General features: G+C 38.7%; 27 protein-coding genes and 4 pseudogenes. 8 read left to right on the top strand and 23 right to left on the bottom strand.

Going from position 1 to position 18,880, the window contains the following annotated elements; genetic code table 11:
* Nucleotides 1-49 precede the first annotated feature (49 nt).
* The 13 genes from FB592_RS13170 to FB592_RS13110 all read right to left on the bottom strand — a co-directional run bounded on the left by FB592_RS13170 (nt 50) and on the right by FB592_RS13110 (nt 6,105).
* Entirely contained in the window at nt 50-259 is a 210-nt protein-coding gene (locus tag FB592_RS13170) for an XtrA/YqaO family protein (RefSeq protein ID WP_141949581.1), read from the bottom strand.
* Between the two features lie 80 nt (nt 260-339).
* Nucleotides 340-768 carry a RusA family crossover junction endodeoxyribonuclease gene (locus tag FB592_RS13165; RefSeq protein ID WP_141949580.1) on the bottom strand — a complete coding sequence of 143 codons (429 nt, stop codon included), beginning with the start codon at nt 766-768 and terminating at the stop codon, nt 340-342.
* Between the two features lie 95 nt (nt 769-863).
* On the bottom strand, nt 864-1,013 hold the full coding sequence (locus FB592_RS13160) for a hypothetical protein (protein ID WP_141949579.1): 150 nt from the start codon (nt 1,011-1,013) through the stop codon (nt 864-866).
* Nucleotides 1,004-1,945: an ATP-binding protein gene (locus tag FB592_RS13155; RefSeq protein ID WP_141949578.1), complete on the bottom strand. Its 942-nt coding sequence runs from the start codon at nt 1,943-1,945 to the stop codon at nt 1,004-1,006. The genes FB592_RS13160 and FB592_RS13155 overlap by 10 nt, the downstream gene beginning before the upstream one ends.
* A complete protein-coding gene (locus FB592_RS13150) occupies nt 1,827-2,504 on the bottom strand; it encodes a DnaD domain protein (protein WP_141949703.1) in 678 nt (225 codons plus the stop codon). Before FB592_RS13150 ends, FB592_RS13155 begins: the two co-directional genes overlap by 119 nt.
* A 75-nt stretch (nt 2,505-2,579) precedes the next feature.
* Nucleotides 2,580-3,434, bottom strand: coding sequence for a recombinase RecT (locus FB592_RS13145; protein WP_141949577.1), 855 nt, complete (start codon nt 3,432-3,434; stop codon nt 2,580-2,582).
* 2 nt (nt 3,435-3,436) lie between these two features.
* A complete protein-coding gene (locus FB592_RS13140; protein WP_141949576.1) occupies nt 3,437-4,396 on the bottom strand; it encodes a YqaJ viral recombinase family nuclease in 960 nt (319 codons plus the stop codon).
* A gap of 105 nt (nt 4,397-4,501) precedes the next feature.
* Nucleotides 4,502-4,696, bottom strand: a complete 195-nt coding sequence (locus tag FB592_RS13135) for a YqaI family protein (protein ID WP_106293597.1) — start codon at nt 4,694-4,696, stop codon at nt 4,502-4,504.
* The gene (locus FB592_RS13130) at nt 4,656-4,829 is read right to left on the bottom strand and encodes a hypothetical protein (RefSeq protein WP_141949701.1); all 174 of its coding nucleotides are present in this window, start codon (nt 4,827-4,829) and stop codon (nt 4,656-4,658) included. The genes FB592_RS13135 and FB592_RS13130 overlap by 41 nt, the downstream gene beginning before the upstream one ends.
* Entirely contained in the window at nt 4,826-5,083 is a 258-nt protein-coding gene (locus FB592_RS13125; RefSeq protein WP_017697590.1) for a YqaH family protein, read from the bottom strand. Before FB592_RS13125 ends, FB592_RS13130 begins: the two co-directional genes overlap by 4 nt.
* Complete coding sequence (locus FB592_RS13120) at nt 5,080-5,649, bottom strand: helix-turn-helix domain-containing protein (RefSeq protein ID WP_046663759.1); 570 nt, start codon at nt 5,647-5,649, stop codon at nt 5,080-5,082. The genes FB592_RS13125 and FB592_RS13120 overlap by 4 nt, the downstream gene beginning before the upstream one ends.
* Nucleotides 5,650-5,722: 73 nt before the next feature.
* A complete protein-coding gene (locus tag FB592_RS13115) occupies nt 5,723-5,863 on the bottom strand; it encodes a hypothetical protein (RefSeq protein ID WP_032725213.1) in 141 nt (46 codons plus the stop codon).
* Between the two features lie 2 nt (nt 5,864-5,865).
* Entirely contained in the window at nt 5,866-6,105 is a 240-nt protein-coding gene (locus FB592_RS13110) for a helix-turn-helix transcriptional regulator (protein ID WP_032725214.1), read from the bottom strand.
* Between the two features lie 155 nt (nt 6,106-6,260).
* Between FB592_RS13110 and FB592_RS13105 the strand changes: the two genes are divergently transcribed.
* From FB592_RS13105 to FB592_RS13085, 5 genes and pseudogenes are all read left to right on the top strand, one after another.
* A complete protein-coding gene (locus tag FB592_RS13105) occupies nt 6,261-6,614 on the top strand; it encodes a helix-turn-helix domain-containing protein (protein WP_021480133.1) in 354 nt (117 codons plus the stop codon).
* A gap of 243 nt (nt 6,615-6,857) precedes the next feature.
* Nucleotides 6,858-7,214 carry a hypothetical protein gene (locus FB592_RS13100; protein WP_032725216.1) on the top strand — a complete coding sequence of 119 codons (357 nt, stop codon included), beginning with the start codon at nt 6,858-6,860 and terminating at the stop codon, nt 7,212-7,214.
* 229 nt (nt 7,215-7,443) lie between these two features.
* Nucleotides 7,444-7,962: an ImmA/IrrE family metallo-endopeptidase gene (locus FB592_RS13095; RefSeq protein ID WP_032725217.1), complete on the top strand. Its 519-nt coding sequence runs from the start codon at nt 7,444-7,446 to the stop codon at nt 7,960-7,962.
* Nucleotides 7,962-8,360: pseudogene (locus tag FB592_RS13090) on the top strand (sigma-70 family RNA polymerase sigma factor); the annotation flags it as partial. The gene FB592_RS13095 and the pseudogene FB592_RS13090, both read left to right, overlap by 1 nt.
* Nucleotides 8,360-8,476 carry a hypothetical protein gene (locus tag FB592_RS13085; protein WP_141949575.1) on the top strand — a complete coding sequence of 39 codons (117 nt, stop codon included), beginning with the start codon at nt 8,360-8,362 and terminating at the stop codon, nt 8,474-8,476. The pseudogene FB592_RS13090 and the gene FB592_RS13085, both read left to right, overlap by 1 nt.
* On the opposite strand, the pseudogene FB592_RS13080 reads toward FB592_RS13085, so the two are convergent.
* From FB592_RS13080 to yrkP, 5 genes and pseudogenes are all read right to left on the bottom strand, one after another.
* Nucleotides 8,442-8,639 (bottom strand): annotated as a pseudogene (locus FB592_RS13080) (recombinase family protein); the annotation flags it as partial. The gene FB592_RS13085 and the pseudogene FB592_RS13080 sit on opposite strands and share 35 nt — an antisense overlap.
* A pseudogene (locus FB592_RS21145) lies at nt 8,597-8,775 on the bottom strand (hypothetical protein). The pseudogenes FB592_RS13080 and FB592_RS21145, both read right to left, overlap by 43 nt.
* A 544-nt stretch (nt 8,776-9,319) precedes the next feature.
* Nucleotides 9,320-9,736 (bottom strand): phosphate-starvation-inducible protein PsiE, encoded by a 417-nt coding sequence (psiE, locus tag FB592_RS13070; protein ID WP_003246154.1) that lies wholly within the window; start codon nt 9,734-9,736, stop codon nt 9,320-9,322.
* 45 nt (nt 9,737-9,781) lie between these two features.
* Entirely contained in the window at nt 9,782-11,080 is a 1,299-nt protein-coding gene (gene yrkQ / locus FB592_RS13065) for a two-component system sensor histidine kinase YrkQ (RefSeq protein WP_019712554.1), read from the bottom strand.
* On the bottom strand, nt 11,067-11,762 hold the full coding sequence (yrkP, locus tag FB592_RS13060; protein WP_021480140.1) for a two-component response regulator YrkP: 696 nt from the start codon (nt 11,760-11,762) through the stop codon (nt 11,067-11,069). Before yrkP ends, yrkQ begins: the two co-directional genes overlap by 14 nt.
* A 267-nt stretch (nt 11,763-12,029) precedes the next feature.
* Between yrkP and FB592_RS13055 the strand changes: the two genes are divergently transcribed.
* The 3 genes from FB592_RS13055 (at nt 12,030) to FB592_RS13045 (ending at nt 14,316) form a co-directional block, all read left to right on the top strand.
* Nucleotides 12,030-13,247: a DUF418 domain-containing protein gene (locus tag FB592_RS13055; RefSeq protein ID WP_141949573.1), complete on the top strand. Its 1,218-nt coding sequence runs from the start codon at nt 12,030-12,032 to the stop codon at nt 13,245-13,247.
* Complete coding sequence (locus tag FB592_RS13050; protein WP_119123070.1) at nt 13,166-13,414, top strand: hypothetical protein; 249 nt, start codon at nt 13,166-13,168, stop codon at nt 13,412-13,414. The genes FB592_RS13055 and FB592_RS13050 overlap by 82 nt, the downstream gene beginning before the upstream one ends.
* 344 nt (nt 13,415-13,758) lie before the next feature.
* On the top strand, nt 13,759-14,316 hold the full coding sequence (locus tag FB592_RS13045) for a GNAT family N-acetyltransferase (protein ID WP_021480144.1): 558 nt from the start codon (nt 13,759-13,761) through the stop codon (nt 14,314-14,316).
* Nucleotides 14,317-14,805: 489 nt separating this feature from the next.
* Here FB592_RS13045 and FB592_RS13040 read toward each other — a convergent pair whose 3' ends face one another.
* The 5 genes and pseudogenes from FB592_RS13040 to FB592_RS13020 form a co-directional block, all read right to left on the bottom strand.
* The gene (locus FB592_RS13040; RefSeq protein ID WP_003246192.1) at nt 14,806-15,330 is read right to left on the bottom strand and encodes an NAD(P)H-dependent oxidoreductase; all 525 of its coding nucleotides are present in this window, start codon (nt 15,328-15,330) and stop codon (nt 14,806-14,808) included.
* Between the two features lie 246 nt (nt 15,331-15,576).
* A complete protein-coding gene (locus tag FB592_RS13035; protein WP_004398792.1) occupies nt 15,577-16,053 on the bottom strand; it encodes an HXXEE domain-containing protein in 477 nt (158 codons plus the stop codon).
* A 581-nt stretch (nt 16,054-16,634) separates the two neighbouring features.
* A complete protein-coding gene (locus FB592_RS13030; RefSeq protein ID WP_103803726.1) occupies nt 16,635-17,420 on the bottom strand; it encodes a sulfite exporter TauE/SafE family protein in 786 nt (261 codons plus the stop codon).
* A 59-nt stretch (nt 17,421-17,479) separates the two neighbouring features.
* Nucleotides 17,480-17,707, bottom strand: a complete 228-nt coding sequence (locus tag FB592_RS13025; RefSeq protein ID WP_003156135.1) for a sulfurtransferase TusA family protein — start codon at nt 17,705-17,707, stop codon at nt 17,480-17,482.
* 33 nt (nt 17,708-17,740) lie between these two features.
* Nucleotides 17,741-18,875: pseudogene (locus FB592_RS13020) on the bottom strand (MBL fold metallo-hydrolase).
* Between the last annotated feature and the right edge of the window lie 5 nt (nt 18,876-18,880).

Below are 18,880 nucleotides of genomic sequence, written 5' to 3'. Positions count from 1 at the left end.
TTACAACCAGTTTCATGCTTATTTATGTTAATAGTAATGTTTCCTTAATTTATCCCCTCACCTTAAACCCTATCTCATGATCAACCCGCGCAAAGTTGCCCTTTACAGTTTGAATAACAGTTTTACCGTGCTCCGGAGCATCTAAGACATGGGCTGTACCTTGATTCCCATCTAAAACAATGATCTGAACCTTCCCTGGATCAATTTTCTGCTGAATAGTGAAGTCTTTTTTGATGTTTATTTCTCTTGGATTGTACACTCAAAGCGCCCCCTATGTTATGATAGAAGTACCAGTTCATATCAAGAACACTGAGGCTAAGCGCTTCGGTGTTTTTTAATTTAGACAGAAACCTCTTTTATCATGACTTCCACTCTCGGCTCTTCGCTATAAAACTTGCTAACTTTCAGGTCCACTACTTGGCTATCATCTTTGTAAATAAGATGATTCAGGGCATCTTTTACACCCTTTACATAGTTATCAATATCAGGCTTTGTAGTAGGCCTCAAAAGACCATTTTCAGCTTTCTCTTTCTTCTTTAATGAGTTTGAAACTGACTTAGGCATTGGTCTATACACTTTGACATCCATTGCAACAGGACCAGTAATAATTGTTTCTGGGCGATGCCGAGATGCAACCAATGCCACATACTGTTTGAAATACTTTGATTTTGCTGGATCTCGCATATGTACCTTCCCATTTCGTATTGATCCACGCGGCCGTCCTTGTGCGACTGGCTCACCATAAACAGTGAACTTAATGCAATCCAACTTTTCTTTACCTCCCGTCAAGCTGTTCCCATAGCTGAATTTCTTTTTCTATTCTCGGTGCAGAGAGTAAAATTAACAGCAGAGACACGACTGCTTTAAGCACTCAGCATCCGCTCCATTTGCTTTATTTTTTCCTCAAGTAAACGGATTGTTGGTGTAAGATCTTTACCTTTAGTTGGATTTGAAGGTCCAAATATATAAAGTCCACCAGTTGCTTTTACATTCATTTTCTCCTTCATTCCCAATCACCTAACCTATGGTTTAATTGCATTCGATCGCCTTTAATAATCACTATGTAATCACGACACATCTGGTGAATCCGTGAACCAAGAGCCTCGTCTATATCCAAAATATCATCGACTGTTAACTCCGAAGAAATCAGCAAAGGCTTATGATTCAAGTATCGATAATTAATGACCGACTGGATTTGTTCAACCTGCCAATCGGTTGCTCTTGGTTGACCGTTTATTGGTTTAAATAAGTCATCAAGAAATAGAACTTCGACCTTTCTCATGGCATCAAGTTTTGCTTCTAAGTTGTCAAAGTTAGCTTTTAAATCACCCATGCCCTCTACGTAAGGGAAATACATGCAGTGTACTGATTTTTTCTTGATCAGATTATTCATAATCGCCGTGAGTAAATGAGTTTTACCGCTGCCTGGCTGTCCAAGTAATGCGATACTGTTTTGCCTCTCTCCTTTGATCTTTTGAAAATCTTTATAATATTCTACTGCACACTCATAAGCGTCCTTGATCATGTCTGGCTTACCGCCAGTGATGAAGTTACCAAAGAGAAGCTTTTCAAACTCTTCTGTAATGCCACTAGCTGCCATGAGTCTGGCAATTTTCTTTCGTCTTACACATTCACACTGTTTTGAATAAGTATCTTTCCATTCGCTAGCTTTATCCGGCGTGCAAACCTTCCCCAAAAGAAAATCATCTTCCGATACCATATCTTCTGGAACCATAAGATCTAACTGTTCATCTAAATGCCAAGGAGTGTCCTTATGGACTCGATAAACGACAATTCCACGATCTTTACAATAAGGACAATCAAAATCAGCCTTTTCTTCGGATGCGGCCTGTTTTGTTCCCAAAAAGCGGGCTGACTTTTCCCGAAGTTCCTGCATGATCGTTTGAAATGCGGTGTCTATACTGACTGCTTTGTTTATAGCCATATTGTTTCTCCTTTCTCTTTTGAGTGAATGGATTTGATAAGATGGCTTGAACGTATGACAAACTAGCTGCTTTCCCTTTTAATTGAAACGCTGTCTTGATAGCCCCCATCACTTTTTCTTCACCATAATCGTCGACCATGTATCCAATTCGCTGTGCCTCCATCGGGCCGACTGACCGAGCAACTTTGTTTTCATATAGCTCAAAGGCATTTTTCATTTTGTCATCAACCTCCTTATGTTCGATCTCAGCTGGTTCGAGAGCTTTTTTCTTCATGTAATTTCCTAGCTGTATGTAGTCTGCATAATGAAGTATAGTGACGATGAATCCTCTTTTTTGCGGAAGACGGTGCAATTTGATATATCCCTGTTTCTCCATTCGGTCTAGTGAGTATTTGATCTGTGCAGCTGACCAGTTAAAATCTTTTGCAAGTTCCACAACTTTGATAATGGTCTGCCCAAGTTCTAGCTCTTGATTTGGCCTGTATTCAGCTCTTTTGAACAAGTGGTCATAAATTTTTTCATCCCTAAACTCTTTGAATGGTAGTCGGGGTATGACCACATACCCCATTGCTTTTATGTCCAAGTCACTCACCTACTTCCTTTCACAGAGTGCAGTTTTGTTACGATGCCGACCTCAATCGAACGGAAGTTCATCTTCTTTTATATCTACAGGCTTGCCGTCAAAAGGATCGGCTTCTTGCGCGATTGGTTTTTCTGTTTCTTCTTTGTTTGAAGGCTCGGAATCGATAATTTCTGAACTATCCGCTTCATTGGTAATGTCAATCCGTTCCCTTGTTTCATCTTCCTCAATAACTGCTTTTTGCAGTTCCACAGAAAGAATCCCCCACTTACTCAAAACTGCTTTCAATACAGTTTTAAGAGCCATTGCATCCCAATCATTTTTCCATCCAAAATCAGACTTACTAAACTTTTTTTTGTGCTTTTCTACTTGTGCCTTTGTCCAGTACACTGTTTTTCGGAAGCCATTTATCAACTCAAAATAAGCTGCATAACCAATTACCGCGTCTGATTCTCGTTTTTCAAAATCAATCTCGATCTCCTCAGTCAGCGGATTCCACTTCTGCAATTCGCCTTCATGAATCGGTATGCAATTGATGGACTTATATTGGCCTGTTCGCAAAGCAAGTTGTATATATCCTTTGTATCCTAGCTGGAATTGAGCCTTTCCTCCATAAGGTACAATCCAGGCATACCCTAAGTTTTTATCTATAGGTAGGTCGAGTGTAGCTGCCACCATTGCAGATGAAATAACGCTCATAGGATCTGTTTTCTGTAACATCTGCTCGCTGTTGTAAAGGCTTAAGATAGAGGCAGTAAACTGTGTAGCCCTCTTCCCTAACACTTCTTCAAATCGCTTAATAACAGATGGTGAGGAAAGTAGCCCTTTCATGGTTGCTCCTTGAGGTTGCATAGGTGCGCTTTTTTGTTTCTTTTGGATGTTGTTCTTAATTGATTGATTAGTAGCCATAATCAGCTAACCTCCTTGATTCCAAAACGTCTGAAATGAGTTTCCTTTTTGACCTTTTCGTAAATATCCGGAAACTGCTCTTTCAGCTTTTTCGTGTCAACTCGATTTGAGATAACAGGCTTCCAGCAAGCTTGGTAGTTTCCGATAAACCCATACTCTGCATCCTTCATTTCATGTTTGATCTGGTTTTCTAATTCTTTTGCCTGGGTTTGAAGCTCTGAGATCTGTTCTTTAAGAAGCAAGTATTGTTGAATACGTTCTCGATTAGGCCCAGTTAAATCAATAGCTTTGTTATTTTCCGATTCGGCATATCGTTTTTTGAGGTATTCCTCTGCAGCACTTGAACCATCTAAAGCAGGAGCTTGTCCGCCTAAGACCTTGTCATTCCAGAACTCAATCTCTGCTTCAAAGATCATGTCAATTAACTCGTCGTCTCTCTCGATCTCTTTCCAGACAAATTTGTTTCCGCCGATCAGCACAGCAAAGTAAGCTTTCTGGTATTCAGGTCCAAGCACACCCAGATAATGCTGGACCTGAACGATATAGCTCTCGGGGATTTCTTCGTCTTCCCATTCTTTTAAGTTGTAGGCTGATGTTGTTTTACATTCAAGGATCGCTTTTTCACCAACAATCATTCGATCCACATTAGCCAAAATGAAATCATGTTCTGGATGTTTGAGTATTGCTTTTTTACGTCTAACCTTCTTGCCACTACGTATCTCAAATTCTTTTGCAACAATGTCTTCAAGCAATGATCCAAAGTAAGCAGCTTCACTTTGCGATTCACTAACAGGGACCTGTCCTGTTTTGTCTAACCATAATTCAAAAGGTGTCTTCCACTTGTTTAACCCCAAGATAATGGATGCATCTGAGCCGCCAATTCCTTTTCTCCTTTCAATAAGCCATTCATCACGGCTCATTTCCGAAGTCTTAGCAAGAACCTCAGCCCGTTTGCTTGTCATACCACCTAACCCCCATTGTTTTTATTGAGGCTATCTGATAAAATATTTGCACATGAGTTTTTTTAGATAGCCTTTAAAGAAGTCCACTTTGCCGAGTGGGCTTTTTTATTGCTCATTTTTAAATTCAAAACCAAGTTGCTCCCTTAGATATCTTTCCAAGTTCTCTCTCAGAATGATTTCTCCGCCATCAATTACATAATTATCAACTGGTGTTACTTCATCACCGTAAAAATCTATTTGCACATCCGTTTCAGTTAGCTTATCGTGCCAGTTGTTTATGACCATTGGGTTTTCGACCATTCATATTCTCCTCTCTGAATTTGTCTGCACGTCTATCCCATAACATATGGAATTCACTATTGTTACGAATCATCGCACACCATTTACGAACTTCCAGAGCAGTTGCCGGTTTATGAACAAAATGAACCATTATCCTATACACCTGCTCACTACAGTTAAGTTGATACCTTGCTGTTGCATTTTTAATGCCGTTTCATAAAGACGTCCTTTGTTTGCAAGTCGGCTAATATCCTCAGTAAGAACCTTGATGCTTCCAGCAAGACTAATCGCTTCTTCATAATCACCATCACGTAATGCCTCTGACAGCATGATTGATAGCTCTTCTGCTGATTCGATTTTTCTTTTTGCGATAAGAACATCTGATTTCAAGAAATGATTAGTATTCATATTGAAACCGCCTGCCTTTCTTCTTGTTTTGCCATAGCAACTTGATCAACTAGAGCTTTCCGTGTCCACCTATCTGCAAGCTCCTGCATTTTCAATCCGTGAGTACGAACAAGTGAATAAATCAATGTTTTGTTAGCCGCAATCAAATCAAAAATCTGCTTAATATCAGCCATTGGCAGCTCCTCTGTTTTACCTGGTCGGTTATCCGTGAGCCAACGGGCTAAATGTTTGGTTGCTTGCAGTGCTTCCTCCAATTGGTGAACCATATTAATCACCGCATTACTTGCACATTCATTGAGTGCCGGATCAATAGGAGCAGCGGCTGTAGGATGAAGTTTGAATAAATAATGGACAAGATCAATATGTTCATAGGCATCGCACTTCTCAAACCATTTAATACATAACTCCGGAGTAAGCTTGGCAAGTCCATTTTCAACATCTGAAACATACCTTTGATCCTTACCTCCGATTAGCTTTCCGATTTGGTATTGGGAAAGACCTGCAGCCTTTCGAGCACTACGCATAATCTGCGGTAAATTCCGCATGTTATATGGGTTGTTCTCCATATGTTTGCCTCCTGATATATTGAGTTTTCAGTTTTAAAATTGAAGTTAAAAGACCATGCTGTTTATAAATGACTTAGGCTGATTCCTTTTTCTTTTGTTGTGCAAGCTTCTCTTGATGCTCATTCATTCGCTGAACAAGTATGCCACTGAGGTATTTGTAAGCTTTGGCCTCTGCCAGTTCAAACAGCGGTCCTTTTTTCAAGATGACTTTCATAATTAAGCCCCCTTATCTGTCCTTGTCTTATATTTAGGACACATTTTGTGTCTACTTTGAGTAAAAAAAATTTCATCTACAGTTGTTCCATAATAGTCTGCAATCTTTTTGGCCAGACTTAAGGAAGGAGTTCTATCCCCTCTTTCAATAGCCCCTAGCATCTGTGGAGTTATGTTTAAGTCATTAGCAACTACTGTTCTTGACGTGTTTCCACGTAAGGAAAACAAAACTTCTCTTTCCACTCATAACACCCCCTTAGAAACGTTTTGTTTCCTTTTACGATTTATAATATACAGGACACAATACGTGTCCGTCAAGTGTTTTTAGAAACTTTTTGTTTCTAAATGTAGAAACGCTTAGTTTCCAAGTTATAATTAATAACAAGGAGTGAGTGTATATGTTAGGTAAAAGGATAGCAGCTTTAAGAAAAGAAAAAGGTCTAAGCCAATATGAACTCGCAGATAGATTAGGCTTTTCAAGAGGAAAACTTGCTAATTATGAACAAGGCACTCGCGAACCTGATTACGAAACATTAATTAAAATAGCCGACTTTTTTGATGTATCTACAGACTACCTTTTAAGAGGAAAAGATAAATCATCCAATATAATCACTGACGATGCAAAAAAAGTGTTAAACGATCCCGAAACATTCCTTGCAGCTAAAGACGGTGAAGTAACTGATGAAATTCTACAGGCTGCTTTGGAGATTATAACGGAGCAATTAAAGGAAAGACGGAAATCAGATAAATAAACGCAGTTAGTTTATTATTATATTTATTTCTGTTTATTATGTTTAATTCTGTTTACTAATAAGATTTAGATTCTCATTTATATCTCAATCATACCCTCATTTATAAAGTGACTTTTGAATCCCATACAAACCCTTACGTGGCAAGGGTTTTTGTTGTTTTTCTCATTTATATTTTCATTTATGTTTCTTTTACATTTTCATATATAAAAATGAAGTGGCCTGATTACATAAGGAGCGTTTATTGTGAAGAGAAACATTGAGTTTTTTTTAAGTTTGACAGGGAGCCTATTGGGTGTTGTAGCGTCTATTTTTGCTTTAGTTATCGCCTATCTTGATTTATTTTTTCATTTAATTAGATACTTTGAAATGACAAGCGACCTTCTTGTTGAGGCATGGGTATCTTTGGTCCTTTCATGTATTGGGTTTACAGCTTCAATTGTTGTCTTATTTAAGCCAAAGTTGAGCAGTGTTCTACTATTTGTCTCAGGGGGAGGACTTATATGTATTGATTGTTTCTATTTAATACCAGCTATACTTATGATCATCCCCGGGATCATGGTATTTGTAAGGAAAGAAAAATCTGCTCTTAAATCAGTTTGAATCTGAAAACAAAAGAACCGCGACTGGCGGTTCTTTTTTATAATGCAATTCATACTTTAAATAAACTTTTTGTAGATAACCCCCTAGAAACAAACCATCATTTGCAAGTATCCATGCAACAGGATACCCCCTCATCTAGACGCATTTTCCTATGAAAATAGTCTTGGTTTACCTATAATATTTAACGAATCCAATTTTTAGATTGTCGTCTTTAAGGAGGTTTTTCATCTTGAGGTATACAAACAGTCATTTAGAGGATTGGATTGAAAACTTATACAGGAAGATTGATATTACAGAACCTGAACAAATTAATTTTGAACGGATTGCCGAAGCTTTAGACATCAGACTGTCGTTTAAACCTGTTCCAAGCTTCGCACTTAAACACAGCGGAATTTATAACATATGCTTGGACAGCCGAAAAAGCCGAATTGAACAATGGTATGATTTCGCTCATGAATTTTGCCATATATATAGACATGAAGGTGATAAAAAAACAATGCCTGCAACTTGGACTGATTATTTAGAGTGGCAGTCCAATTATTTTACATACCACTTTTGTATTCCAACTTTCATGTTGCGTAATATTAATCTTTCGTACATACAATCACATGCAATTGAAAATGTGGCTTGGTTATTTAAGGTATCCCCTTCATTTGCTAAGAAACGTTTGAGCATTTATTACAGGAAACTGACTCATCATTTATTTAATCAAACAGTTACGGGAAATCTGTGTACCCCCCTTTTGTAATTAATAATGAAATCCTCATGCATTTGCGCGCATTGAAAAAAACAAAAAAAGACGTCTCCCTTCACGATCCGATCGGGCAGGATAAGGAAGGGAATGAAATAAGCCTGATTGACGTTTTGAAATCAGAAAACGAAGACGTGATAGATACGATCCAGCTCAATATGGAGCTTGAAAAAGTGAAACAATACATTGACATTTTAGATGACCGTGAGAAGGAAGTGATTGTCGGGCGGTTTGGGCTTGATTTGAAGAAAGAAAAAACGCAGCGTGAGATTGCCAAAGAGCTCGGGATCTCGCGCAGCTATGTATCGCGAATTGAAAAGAGGGCGCTGATGAAGATGTTTCATGAGTTTTATCGGGCTGAGAAGGAAAAGCGGAAGAAGGCGAAGGGGAAATAATGCAGAAGAGGCCGGAGCTCATATTCCGGCTTTCTCTATTTGAAAGAGTTATGAAAATCATTTTTTTCATCGCTGATAAGCTCTCCGAGAAAGACGGTCAGGATCATAACAAATAACTTGACTTATAAGTCCTTTGCTTGCATCCTCCCTCAGGCGATTCAACGCCGGACGTTCTAAAAGTTCTCCAGAAAATCCTTCATCGGCATACTGCAGCACATCCTTAGTCCCTGCTTTCTTTATACAGGCCTCGATCTGGCTGTCGATGCTCGATCCCTTGATCGCTTGTTCCTCGGTCGATACCCTTACATATATTGCTATCACCCTGGATCTCCTTCCTATAAAGTTTTATTAAATAATGATAGCAATCGTTAATGCATTTGTCAGCTTGCGGTCCCTCGATGATTATTACCTTCATAAAATGCATCACCCCTTGGGTAATGCTGCGTAATACCTGTTTGTCCTAATGAGATGATTTTCAATGAGTATGAAAACAAATAAAAAAACCGATGGTTTGAACCATCGATCTGTTTTCTATATCACTGGGCCCTCAATATAGTAAATCTAGCTCATTGGTTATGAAAGCTTATTTTCATTACACACTCTATATTCATTTGTTATCATTTCTATACGTTTATATCAATTATGGTAAAAAATGGTGACAAAAAAACCAATAAACGTCCATCCTAACTTTTTCATCTTATTTATTAAGAATTTTAACCTCTTCCTTGTAAAATAAAGAGCGATTTTCATCTCCAGACAGTTAATGCTATTTCATCGGGACATGTCTGTTAAAGTAGCCAATAAATACATTCAGATATCCACTTACAACCACGATTCAATTTGATCCACTACAGATTTCTGAGCTGACATTAAACAGATAGACTTATAAAAATCTGTACCAGTTCCCTTTCACAATTAGGACATTTCGGCGGCGTATCGGCATAATGCGAACTAATTTATTAATGTTCAACAACAGAATTTCGTCTATTGGCAATAAAGAATCCACAAATCATTGCAAGAATGGCCATCGCCCACCAGAACGTTGAGATCGCCTGATCATGATCGATGATAATCAAACGAATGACAGCTGTGATGCCAATATAAATGAAGTAGCGAAGCGGAAAATGAAAGTCTGATTTGAAGTATTTGATAATCAAAGCAATGAACTCAAAGTACATGAAGAAGATAAGCAGTTCTCCAAGCATCTCATAATAGCTGTCCACTTTGTTGAACAGTGACTTGTATACGAATAGCACAATGTACCAAGTCTCGCTGATCAGAAGTGCGCTTAAGGCTAACGCCAGAAAGAACAGACAGACGTTGAGAAGCGCTTGTAACAGGTAAGGCACCTTTTTGAATTTGTTAGAAAATCTCATCATGTTGTCTCCTATTTCAATATATTCGTGGTTTTTTATCTCAGCCTACATCTTGGTGTTCCAAAATCGTAGCACAATGTAGTACTTAGAATTCTTTTGTATACTGTGAAACTGTCCCTGCATGCGGGACATCATTCGCGCAATGCTTCTTTCACCGAGTCCGTTGCTTTCCGGTGTTATATCTGCAAGTTTAATCGTATTGCTAACATGGATCTCAAATATCTCTTGATCCGATACAAACGTGATGCTGATTTTTTCTTCCGGATCTGCGTATTTCAATAAGTTTGACATCACATTATCAAATACACGACCAAGCTCCTCCAAATTCACGTTAATATAGGTTTCCGGCAGCTCGCCTGAAATATGGACCCGAAAATGCTCCTGATGAAGGATAGCAATCTGATCTGATATTAGATCGTAGATCACTTCTTTCACTGCAACGGTCTCCAGATCGGCCTCATATTCCTTGTCCAGCAGGAAATACGCAAACAGATTGTCAGACAAGCTTTTTAATTGCAGTGCTTTACCATAAGCATTGGCTACATACCGATCTTTGCTGGCACCCGCTTCGCCTCCCTCTTTTTTGGCAAACTCCAGATTCATGATCAGCGACGTCAGCGGTGTGCGCATATCGTGCGACATTTCGGTAACCAGGCTGCGGCTCTCAGCTTGCAATTCCTCGATAGCTTTAAGTTTATCCAGGAAAGCTTTCCGCAGATCCTCAATGCTCTTTGCAATCATCGCTAATTCATCATGCCCTTTTATCGTCATCTCGTAGTCCAGTTCGCCCCCTTCAAGAATATGAATCTCTTGATGAATCGTTTTAAGGTAGCGAAGACTTTGGCGAATTCCGAAGAGAACAATGATTAAAAAGATGAGGGTTGCCCCGAGCAAATCCAATGCAAAGGCCAGATCATAATATCGGGAAGAGTAGAAACCGTCGATAATGACTCGTCCTTCACCATCGCTAAACTTGACAGGATGTGAATGATTTTGAGCGTACTGAGTCAGCTTTTCCTTTCCATAATCCGATTCGGAATAAATAGAATCATATTGCAGCTCCTGATCCTTGAATATGGTGAGGTTAATGTAATTTTCTTTTTTGACCCACTCGCCAAACGCTTTTCTATCTGATGTAGACAACTCATTTTCTGAAACGTACTTGCTGAATTTTTGAATGTATCTTGCTGACTCCTCGTGATAATACTCTTCCGAACTCAGATATCCCTCGATCAGATCATCTGTGATCTTTTGCAACGTCAGAAAGATCACACCACTCACAATCGCAGCAACCATTATCAGCAAAGCCAGTTTTTTGGTTAGCGTAAATTTAAGATGCGCCAAATCGATATCCTCTTCCCCATTCAGTTTTTATATAAACCGGACGTGCCGGATCATCCTCAATTTTGGAGCGCAGCTTCCGTATATGCACCATCACCGTATTGTTGGAACAGTAAAAGTAAGGCTGTCCCCACACACTCTCATATATATTTTGGGCAGAAAATATTTTGTTGCGTTTGCTCATCAGAAGTTTCAGGATACGATACTCCAGATCTGACAACTTGATTTGCTTCTCCTCTTTCCACACCTCATTAAATTCTTCGCTCACTCTTAGTTTGCCCCCGATAAGAAATGTTTCTTCCTGTTCCTTCTTTTCCTGATAGATAGTATATCTGCGTAATTGAGCAATCACTCTAGCGTGAAGTTCCTCTTCCGAGAATGGTTTAGTCATATAATCATCGCCGCCGGCGAGTAATCCCTCAGTTTTATCGAGTGTACTCGATCTGGCCGTCAGAAACAGAATCGGGACGTTAGAGGATTTCCTGATGTGCTGACATGTTTCAATTCCCGAAATGCCTGGCATCATAATATCCAAAATAACCAAATCAAGCGAGTCATTCACAAGTTGCAATGCTCGCTTTCCATCCTTGGCTCTTAGCACCTCGTAACCTGCACGTGTAAGGGATTCCTCCAAAAGATCACCAATATCCTCATCATCCTCTACGACTAATATTCGATAGGCCATGTCTCTCTCACCTCATGATTCTTGTTGTTATTTCTCGTGTGTCCTTACTATATATCGTTCATAGTAATAAGTACGTTATAAGATACTACGTAAATCTTAACAATTTATGAAAGCTGATGCTCGCCACAAATTTGTCACATTTTCTAAAAAAAATGATGACTCTTCATAAATTGTTAAGATTCGGTCTTTATATTTATCCATTGTAAGGCTCAAGTTTTTCAGATCCGCACTACACATTGCCGTGATAAATGGGAAAGGAGTATTGATATGATTGTACAAAAAGAAGGACGCGGGCAACCGGTGAGTCTGCGGGAACGGGTTCATTTTCTGGACATCGTACGAGGATTTGCCTTGCTTGGCATTATTATTGTCAATTATTTTCTGATCGTAGATTCAGTAAAGGGATTCGAAATGGCCTCCGATGACGTACTGCATAAGCTGGTTTCCTGGTTTGCCGAAGGGAAATTCGTTACGTTATTCTCCTTCCTGTTCGGAGTCGGGTTTATGATCTTTATGGATCGAGCCGCGCAGAAGGTAGAGAGTCCCAACAAGCTGTTTGCCCGCAGGTTATCTATCCTGTTGGGATTTGGCATTTTGCACATCACATTTGTTTGGGTCGGTGACATATTGGCCTTTTACGCCGTAAGTGGCTTCCTGTTACTCACCTTCTATAAACGCACGGCCAAAACGGTGCTTAGATGGATTATCGCACTTATCGTGTTTCAATTCCTGACTCCTGTTTTCACAATGTTGTACAATGTCATCAATACTGCAGGGTCAAAAAACCTAAATTTTTCAGAGTTTACTTTGTTTAGCCACAGCAGCCTTACCTACATGGAATCCATCAGCACTCGGTGGACAGATATGGTCACGATGGCTGCCGGCTCTTTCTCTATGATCTATTCCATGTTTCTCATGTTTCTGCTGGGCGTGTACTTTGTTAAGATGGAATTTTTCAAAGACATGGAAGCGAAAAAGCCTATATGGAAGCGTATCTGGATCATTAGCACAATCACTTTTCTAATAACACAAAGCAGTATATTACTAGACATGTTTAATCTTTCTGAGAATATGCTGTGGAAGGACATTTCCTCTGTCTTGGGTCAAAATGGCGGCATAACCGGAAGTATGTTTTATATGAGCACTTTTGCAATGCTGTTTCTATACGTTCCTCAGCTGCGAGGCCCTATGATGATATTCACCAAAGTCGGACGGATGTCATTGACCTGTTATCTGCTTCACTCTATCATTGGAACAGTTCTGTTCCTCAGGTACGGATTCGGGCTTGCGGATCATATTCAATCCGCCGGCACGTTCATGTTCAGTCTGGCCGTGTACTTCGTTCTTATGAGCTTTAGTACATTGTGGTTGAAACGGTTTAGGTACGGTCCGATGGAATTAGTATGGCGCAAGCTGACGTACGGCAAAGTAAACGGGAGTCCCAAAGCAACTCCGCTGCATTCGGAAAAATCTATTCAGAAATAACCCCCTTGCACAGATTGCATGACTTCAAATTAGTGTTGTTGAATGAAGCGGGCATTAAACGGACAGATTTGATATATGGACTAGTTATTTTTATATCATTTAGGCTTCTTTGGGCTAATAAATCCACCAGAGTTTACTCAATGTGCATTGCTCATGATCGAATCTAAATTGAATCTTTTACGCATGTTCATAGTCAAAGGCGCCTCATTCGACTATTTTTGTAACTTTTCGCAGGAAAAATTCGAGAATGATGACAAATCCCGCATACGACACTTAATACGGTAGTGAACAATAGTAAATTAGGGTTACATGCAGCTTGTTTTCCAATGAAACAAAGAAAAAGAATCATACAAAAAGACAGGAGAAAGCTTTTGAAGTATTTTAACGCCAAATTTACCGCGGAAGAAAGAGCGATGGAATCACTTTTTTGTGAAAAGGCCTCGCAGAGCAGCTCGAATGTTTTACTGAACGACTGAACTCTATATTTTAGCAACTGAGGGAGTGAACAATCATGAAAACTAAAAATGAACCAAAAGTTATTCTGGAACCAGCAAAGGAATCTGATCTGCCAGAATTCCAAAAAAAATTACAAGAAGCCTTTGCGATCGCCGTGATTGAAACGTTCGGTGATTGCGAAGATGGGCCGATTCCATCGGACAATGATGTTCAGGAGTCTTTCAATGCTCCCGGAGCAGTGGTATATCATATTCTTCAGGATGGTAAGAATGTCGGTGGTGCAGTAGTACGTATCAACAGCCAAACAAATCATAATTCGCTAGATTTATTCTATGTATCTCCAGAATATCACAGCCAAGGGATTGGTCTTTCTGCTTGGAAAGCCATTGAAGCACAGTATCCGGATACTGTGCTTTGGGAAACCGTGACACCTTATTTCGAAAAGCGAAATATCAACTTCTATGTGAATAAGTGTGGATTTCATATCGTAGAGTTCTACAATGAACATCACTCTGATCCGCATATGCATCGCAATGGACGCGAAGATGACAAGCCCCTGCCGGATGATGAGGACTTTTTCAGATTTGTAAAGATTATGAAAAAAAAGGACTAAACAATTGAACACGGCGAGATGCCGCAGAGAGTTGCTGGTAACTTTTTTATATTTCATTATCAGAGGAAGGTAATAATGATGTTTAAAAGGTGTTTTGATCCCTGTCTCATAAACAGGGGTCAAAACACCTTTGAATCATCGGTTTCTTTTCTGACATATACCACGCCCACTAGTCCCTCAACATAGTAAAAACATATCATGAGTTACAAAAGCTTTTATTCAAAGCATATGTTTACTTTATTTATACTTATTTTCATCATTTTTCAGAATTCTGGACACTAATCGGGTACCTATTAGAGACCAAGGAACTCTACATTTCATTAAGAAATACGTACTCATTGCCCTGCTTTAATTAATTTTAAGCCCTCGCACTATGCCCCCCTGAATTAAGTATTCGATGTAACTTTGAAATTAAGTTTATGAAAATCTGTCACAAACCCTTATTTTCATAACACATCATTTGTTTCAGCTTCCCTCGCGAATACCGGATTAATGCTCGGCTTTAAGATAGTCAACCAATCTCTCCGCACTGTTCTTAACATCTTCTTTTGAAAGATGAAGTGTCCCATATTGTGTAAACGCAGGAAGAAAACGCATTCCTATATAGTTAGCAGTGACTTGAAACGGTCTGATAAGCTCGCTGATCGTGATATTATATTCTCCGCCTGCTTGATAATCAGATTCCTGTGCGCCTAAGGAGATAGCTAAGAGTAGTTCTTTTCCATGCAATTTAGTTCCTCCAGTTCCATAAGCCCAGCCATGTGTTAACACATCATCTTCCCATTGTTTGAGTAACGCGGGACTGCTGTACCAATACATTGGGAACTGAAAAACGATACGCTCATGATCTAACAGGAGCTGCTGCTCTTTTTCTACATCAATGATAAAATTAGGGTATTCACCGTACAGGTCATGAACCGTAATGTCTTTCTCTTGCTTTAAACGATTCATCCAGGTTTTGTTGACAACAGACGTTTCCAAGTTAGGATGTATAACGATAACTAATGTTTTCATTAGACTGATTATCCTTTCTTTGCCAAATAGTTATTATTGCTTTTACGATAATGAATTGATTCTAATTTTAAAATAGCAACTTTATTTACACCTATTTTATCCTTTTTCATGAATTCAGGGCAACTAATTGGGCACCAAAATCAACGATGACTTAAGACATTGTTTTGTAGAAATCCGATATAACAGAATAATCCCTCATTTAGAAAATTTCCACCTTTTTCCTCAATCCTTACCAATTTAAACTCATTAAGGAGATACTTTATCACCAACTTTAAATAATAATGGAATAAGTGCTAATAAAATAATTCCTACAACCAACGTAGATATTATTAACTCCTTCCATACAATCAAATTCTTTAAAAACATTTGATAAATAACTAATGAGTTTACTGGAATGTTAAGCAATAAGCCCGTAAGAAGTCCAGGTGCATACTTTTTCATTACAACAGTTGCGATAAGATGTGGAAAAATAGCGTTGATAACCATAGAACCTAGAAAGCCAATGAAAATCCATTTTGCAATATCTGATTCTGGCATATATAAAAAACCAAATGCAGATAAATAAGCCAACATAGTTATAACAATGACAGCAAAATGAAATTCATTTGAAGTTACTGGCTTTTGAAACTTTGAAGATTGTTGTGACCACTCAGGTAACCAAATAGCTTCCTCAATATTATGCAGTGTAATAGCAAAACAAAAAAATGCTACGAAATAAACCACCTATCATTTCCTCCTCGGTGCCACAACCAATATGGTTTGGCAACATTATATTACATTTGAGGCTGATTGGATATGGTGTTAAAAGAGAGAAGAATCTGCCTTAGTAGTTGCTTCTTAATTATATGTGCAATAACGTGTTGTTACGTGGCATGTCATATTCAAATATAATAACTCTAAAGAAACAAAGATACCTATATAGTTTGGCATCCTCTTTTTTAGTTCGAGTCCCTCTATTTATTTTGGGCACAAAATAGACATAATTTATATTGACTCATTATACCCATCACATACCATACCCCTTAAACCAATCAGGATTAAAATGTTTTAAAAAAGGTGATCAAAGATGAAGTTATGGTCTCTTTTATTTTATGAATGCTGTCTTAATGCAAAACAACACTGGACACCACTAAGTCAAATGCATTTCATGGTACTATAGTCAAGACTTGTCCAAGTCACCATTATCAAAATGAATTTCATCAAACACTTGAAACATTTATTGAACGCGGCCAAGTGTCATAACATTAATAAGAAACCAACGAGTGATGAATCTTTTAATCTTTCATTTTACCCGCTGGCTCATATCAAAGGAGCTCTAACCAAATTTTAATAGCTGTCGCACTTATTAATAGCGCTAAAATCCATTGCAGGAATTTTGTATTTGCTTTTTGCCCAACTGATGCGCCAATAGGAGAAGCTATTAAACTAGTAATCATAAGAACCAGAGCTGGTACAAAAAGAACCTGGCCCGTGATTACTTTTCCAACTGTTGCGCCAATGGATGAAAGAAATGTAATCGCAAGAGATGAAGCGACTGTGACTCTAACAGGAATATTTAAAATCGATAACATAATGGGGACTAGGATAAAGGCGCCGCCAGCTCCTAAAATACCTGATACGCCACCAATGATAAACGCTAAGGAAGAAGCCAACCATTTATTAAATATCACTTCCTTATCTTCGCTATGTTCTTGTCCTTTTTGTCCTTTTTTAGGTATAAACATTAAAATAACTGCTATAATAGCCAGAATTCCGTATATAAAGTTAATTCCTTTTTCAGATATATAATGAGAAAAGTAACTCCCCAATACACTCCCTAAAAGGATGCTGCTTCCCATGTAAATCATTAATGCTTTATTTAGAAGACCACTCTTACGATAAGCCCAAACACCGCCGAGTGTCGCAAAAAAAACTTGAATAGCCCCTATCCCTGAAACTTCATGGGCAGTTAATGACATCACTCCCACTAAAGAAGGAATGTACAATAGCATTGGATAATTAATAACTGCTCCGCCAATACCAATCATTCCGGAAATAAAGGCACCAATAAACCCTATAATGAAAAGAGTTGTGATAAAGGCAATATCCACTTTGGTTTCCTCCTTTCAAAGGAAAAGGGTATCTTTTTATTCGATACCCTTTCACATTATTAGCCTTTTTTAATCCAGAATTTCAATACATCACCTTCATCAGTTTGCTCTAAAAGGTCATGTCCGCCTGATTTAGACCAGGCTGCAAGATCATTTTTAGCTCCCTTATCTGTTGCATGCACTTCTAATATTTGACCTGATTCCAGTTCATTCATCGCTTTCTTTGTTCTGACAATTGGCATTGGGCATGCCAAGCCTTTTGCGTCTAATACTTTATCTGATTTCATGTTCTTCTCTCCTCTTTTCAGCAGAAACTTGTGTTACCGTATTGCACAGCGGTTTGGGCCAATCTCCATTTCACGCTGTTTTTCTTCATCTGGGCTGATTTTCCCCATGTTTGTTTCTCGAATCTCTTGGTATGCATTTGGTTGCGGAGGCAAATGATCTGTTACTAGGTGTCTAAATTCTGTTTCATCCGCAATGTTCAAACCATGGTTCTCGCTAAATAATGTACTTAGTTTTTTACCAACACTTCCATTCTCATTTAGCTCGTCAATGATCATAAAGTGTGCCGGTAATACAATTAAATCCTTTGATAACGCTTTGTAACGGCTATAAAGCGTTTTTCTTAAATCTCCTACCCAATCTTCTGCCATACCGGCTAAGTCTGGTCTGCCGATTGAATCAATAAACAAGATATCACCTGAAAGAAGATACTGGTCATCGACGATGAAAGAAGTGGAGCCAATCGTGTGCCCCGGAGAATAAATCGGTTGAATTTTAATCGTTGTATTTCCAATGATCATGTCATTTCCTTCTTCCAACGGCTGATAATCGAATTCCACTTCTTCAGCATCTTTAGGCGGTAACCAGTAGGTTGCTTTTGTTTTTTCAGCAATGACTCTGCCGCCTGAAATATGGTCCGCGTGAAGATGTGTATCAAATACGTGAGTAATCGTTGCACCCTTCCCCTTCGCAAAATCTATAAAGAAATTCACCATACGTGTCGCATCAATAATTGCTGCTTCACCATTGGAAATGACCATGTATGACAAGCAGCCTTTACCGATTCGAACAAACTGATACATCTCACCGCCATCTTTTAAATCCCCGACTTTTACCGGCTCTAAATGTTCGCTCCATGCTTTCATTCCACCCTTAAGGTAGGATACAGAATGACCTGCTTCAGAAAGCATTTCGGATACCATGACGGATGAACCTTCTTTTGCGCAAACGACCAGCACTTCTTTATCAGAAGGAATTTTCTCCAAGATATCTTCTACGCCATCTAAAAGATCGAAATACGGTACATTTAAATGGTCAAAGTCATGTCCTTCAATCTTCCAATCGTTAAAATCATTTTCATTACGCACATCCAAAATAAATAAAGGTTCTTTGTTAAAGATTTTTTTTGTCGCTTCTTTTGGGGTCATTGCCTTTACGGTCATGTTTCAATACCT

The sequence above is a fragment of the Bacillus sp. SJZ110 genome (genome assembly GCF_006715455.1).
GTDB lineage: Bacteria > Bacillota > Bacilli > Bacillales > Bacillaceae > Bacillus > Bacillus subtilis.
The sequence above is the reverse complement of the archived record's forward strand: the minus strand, read 5'-3'. Positions and strand labels throughout refer to the sequence as shown.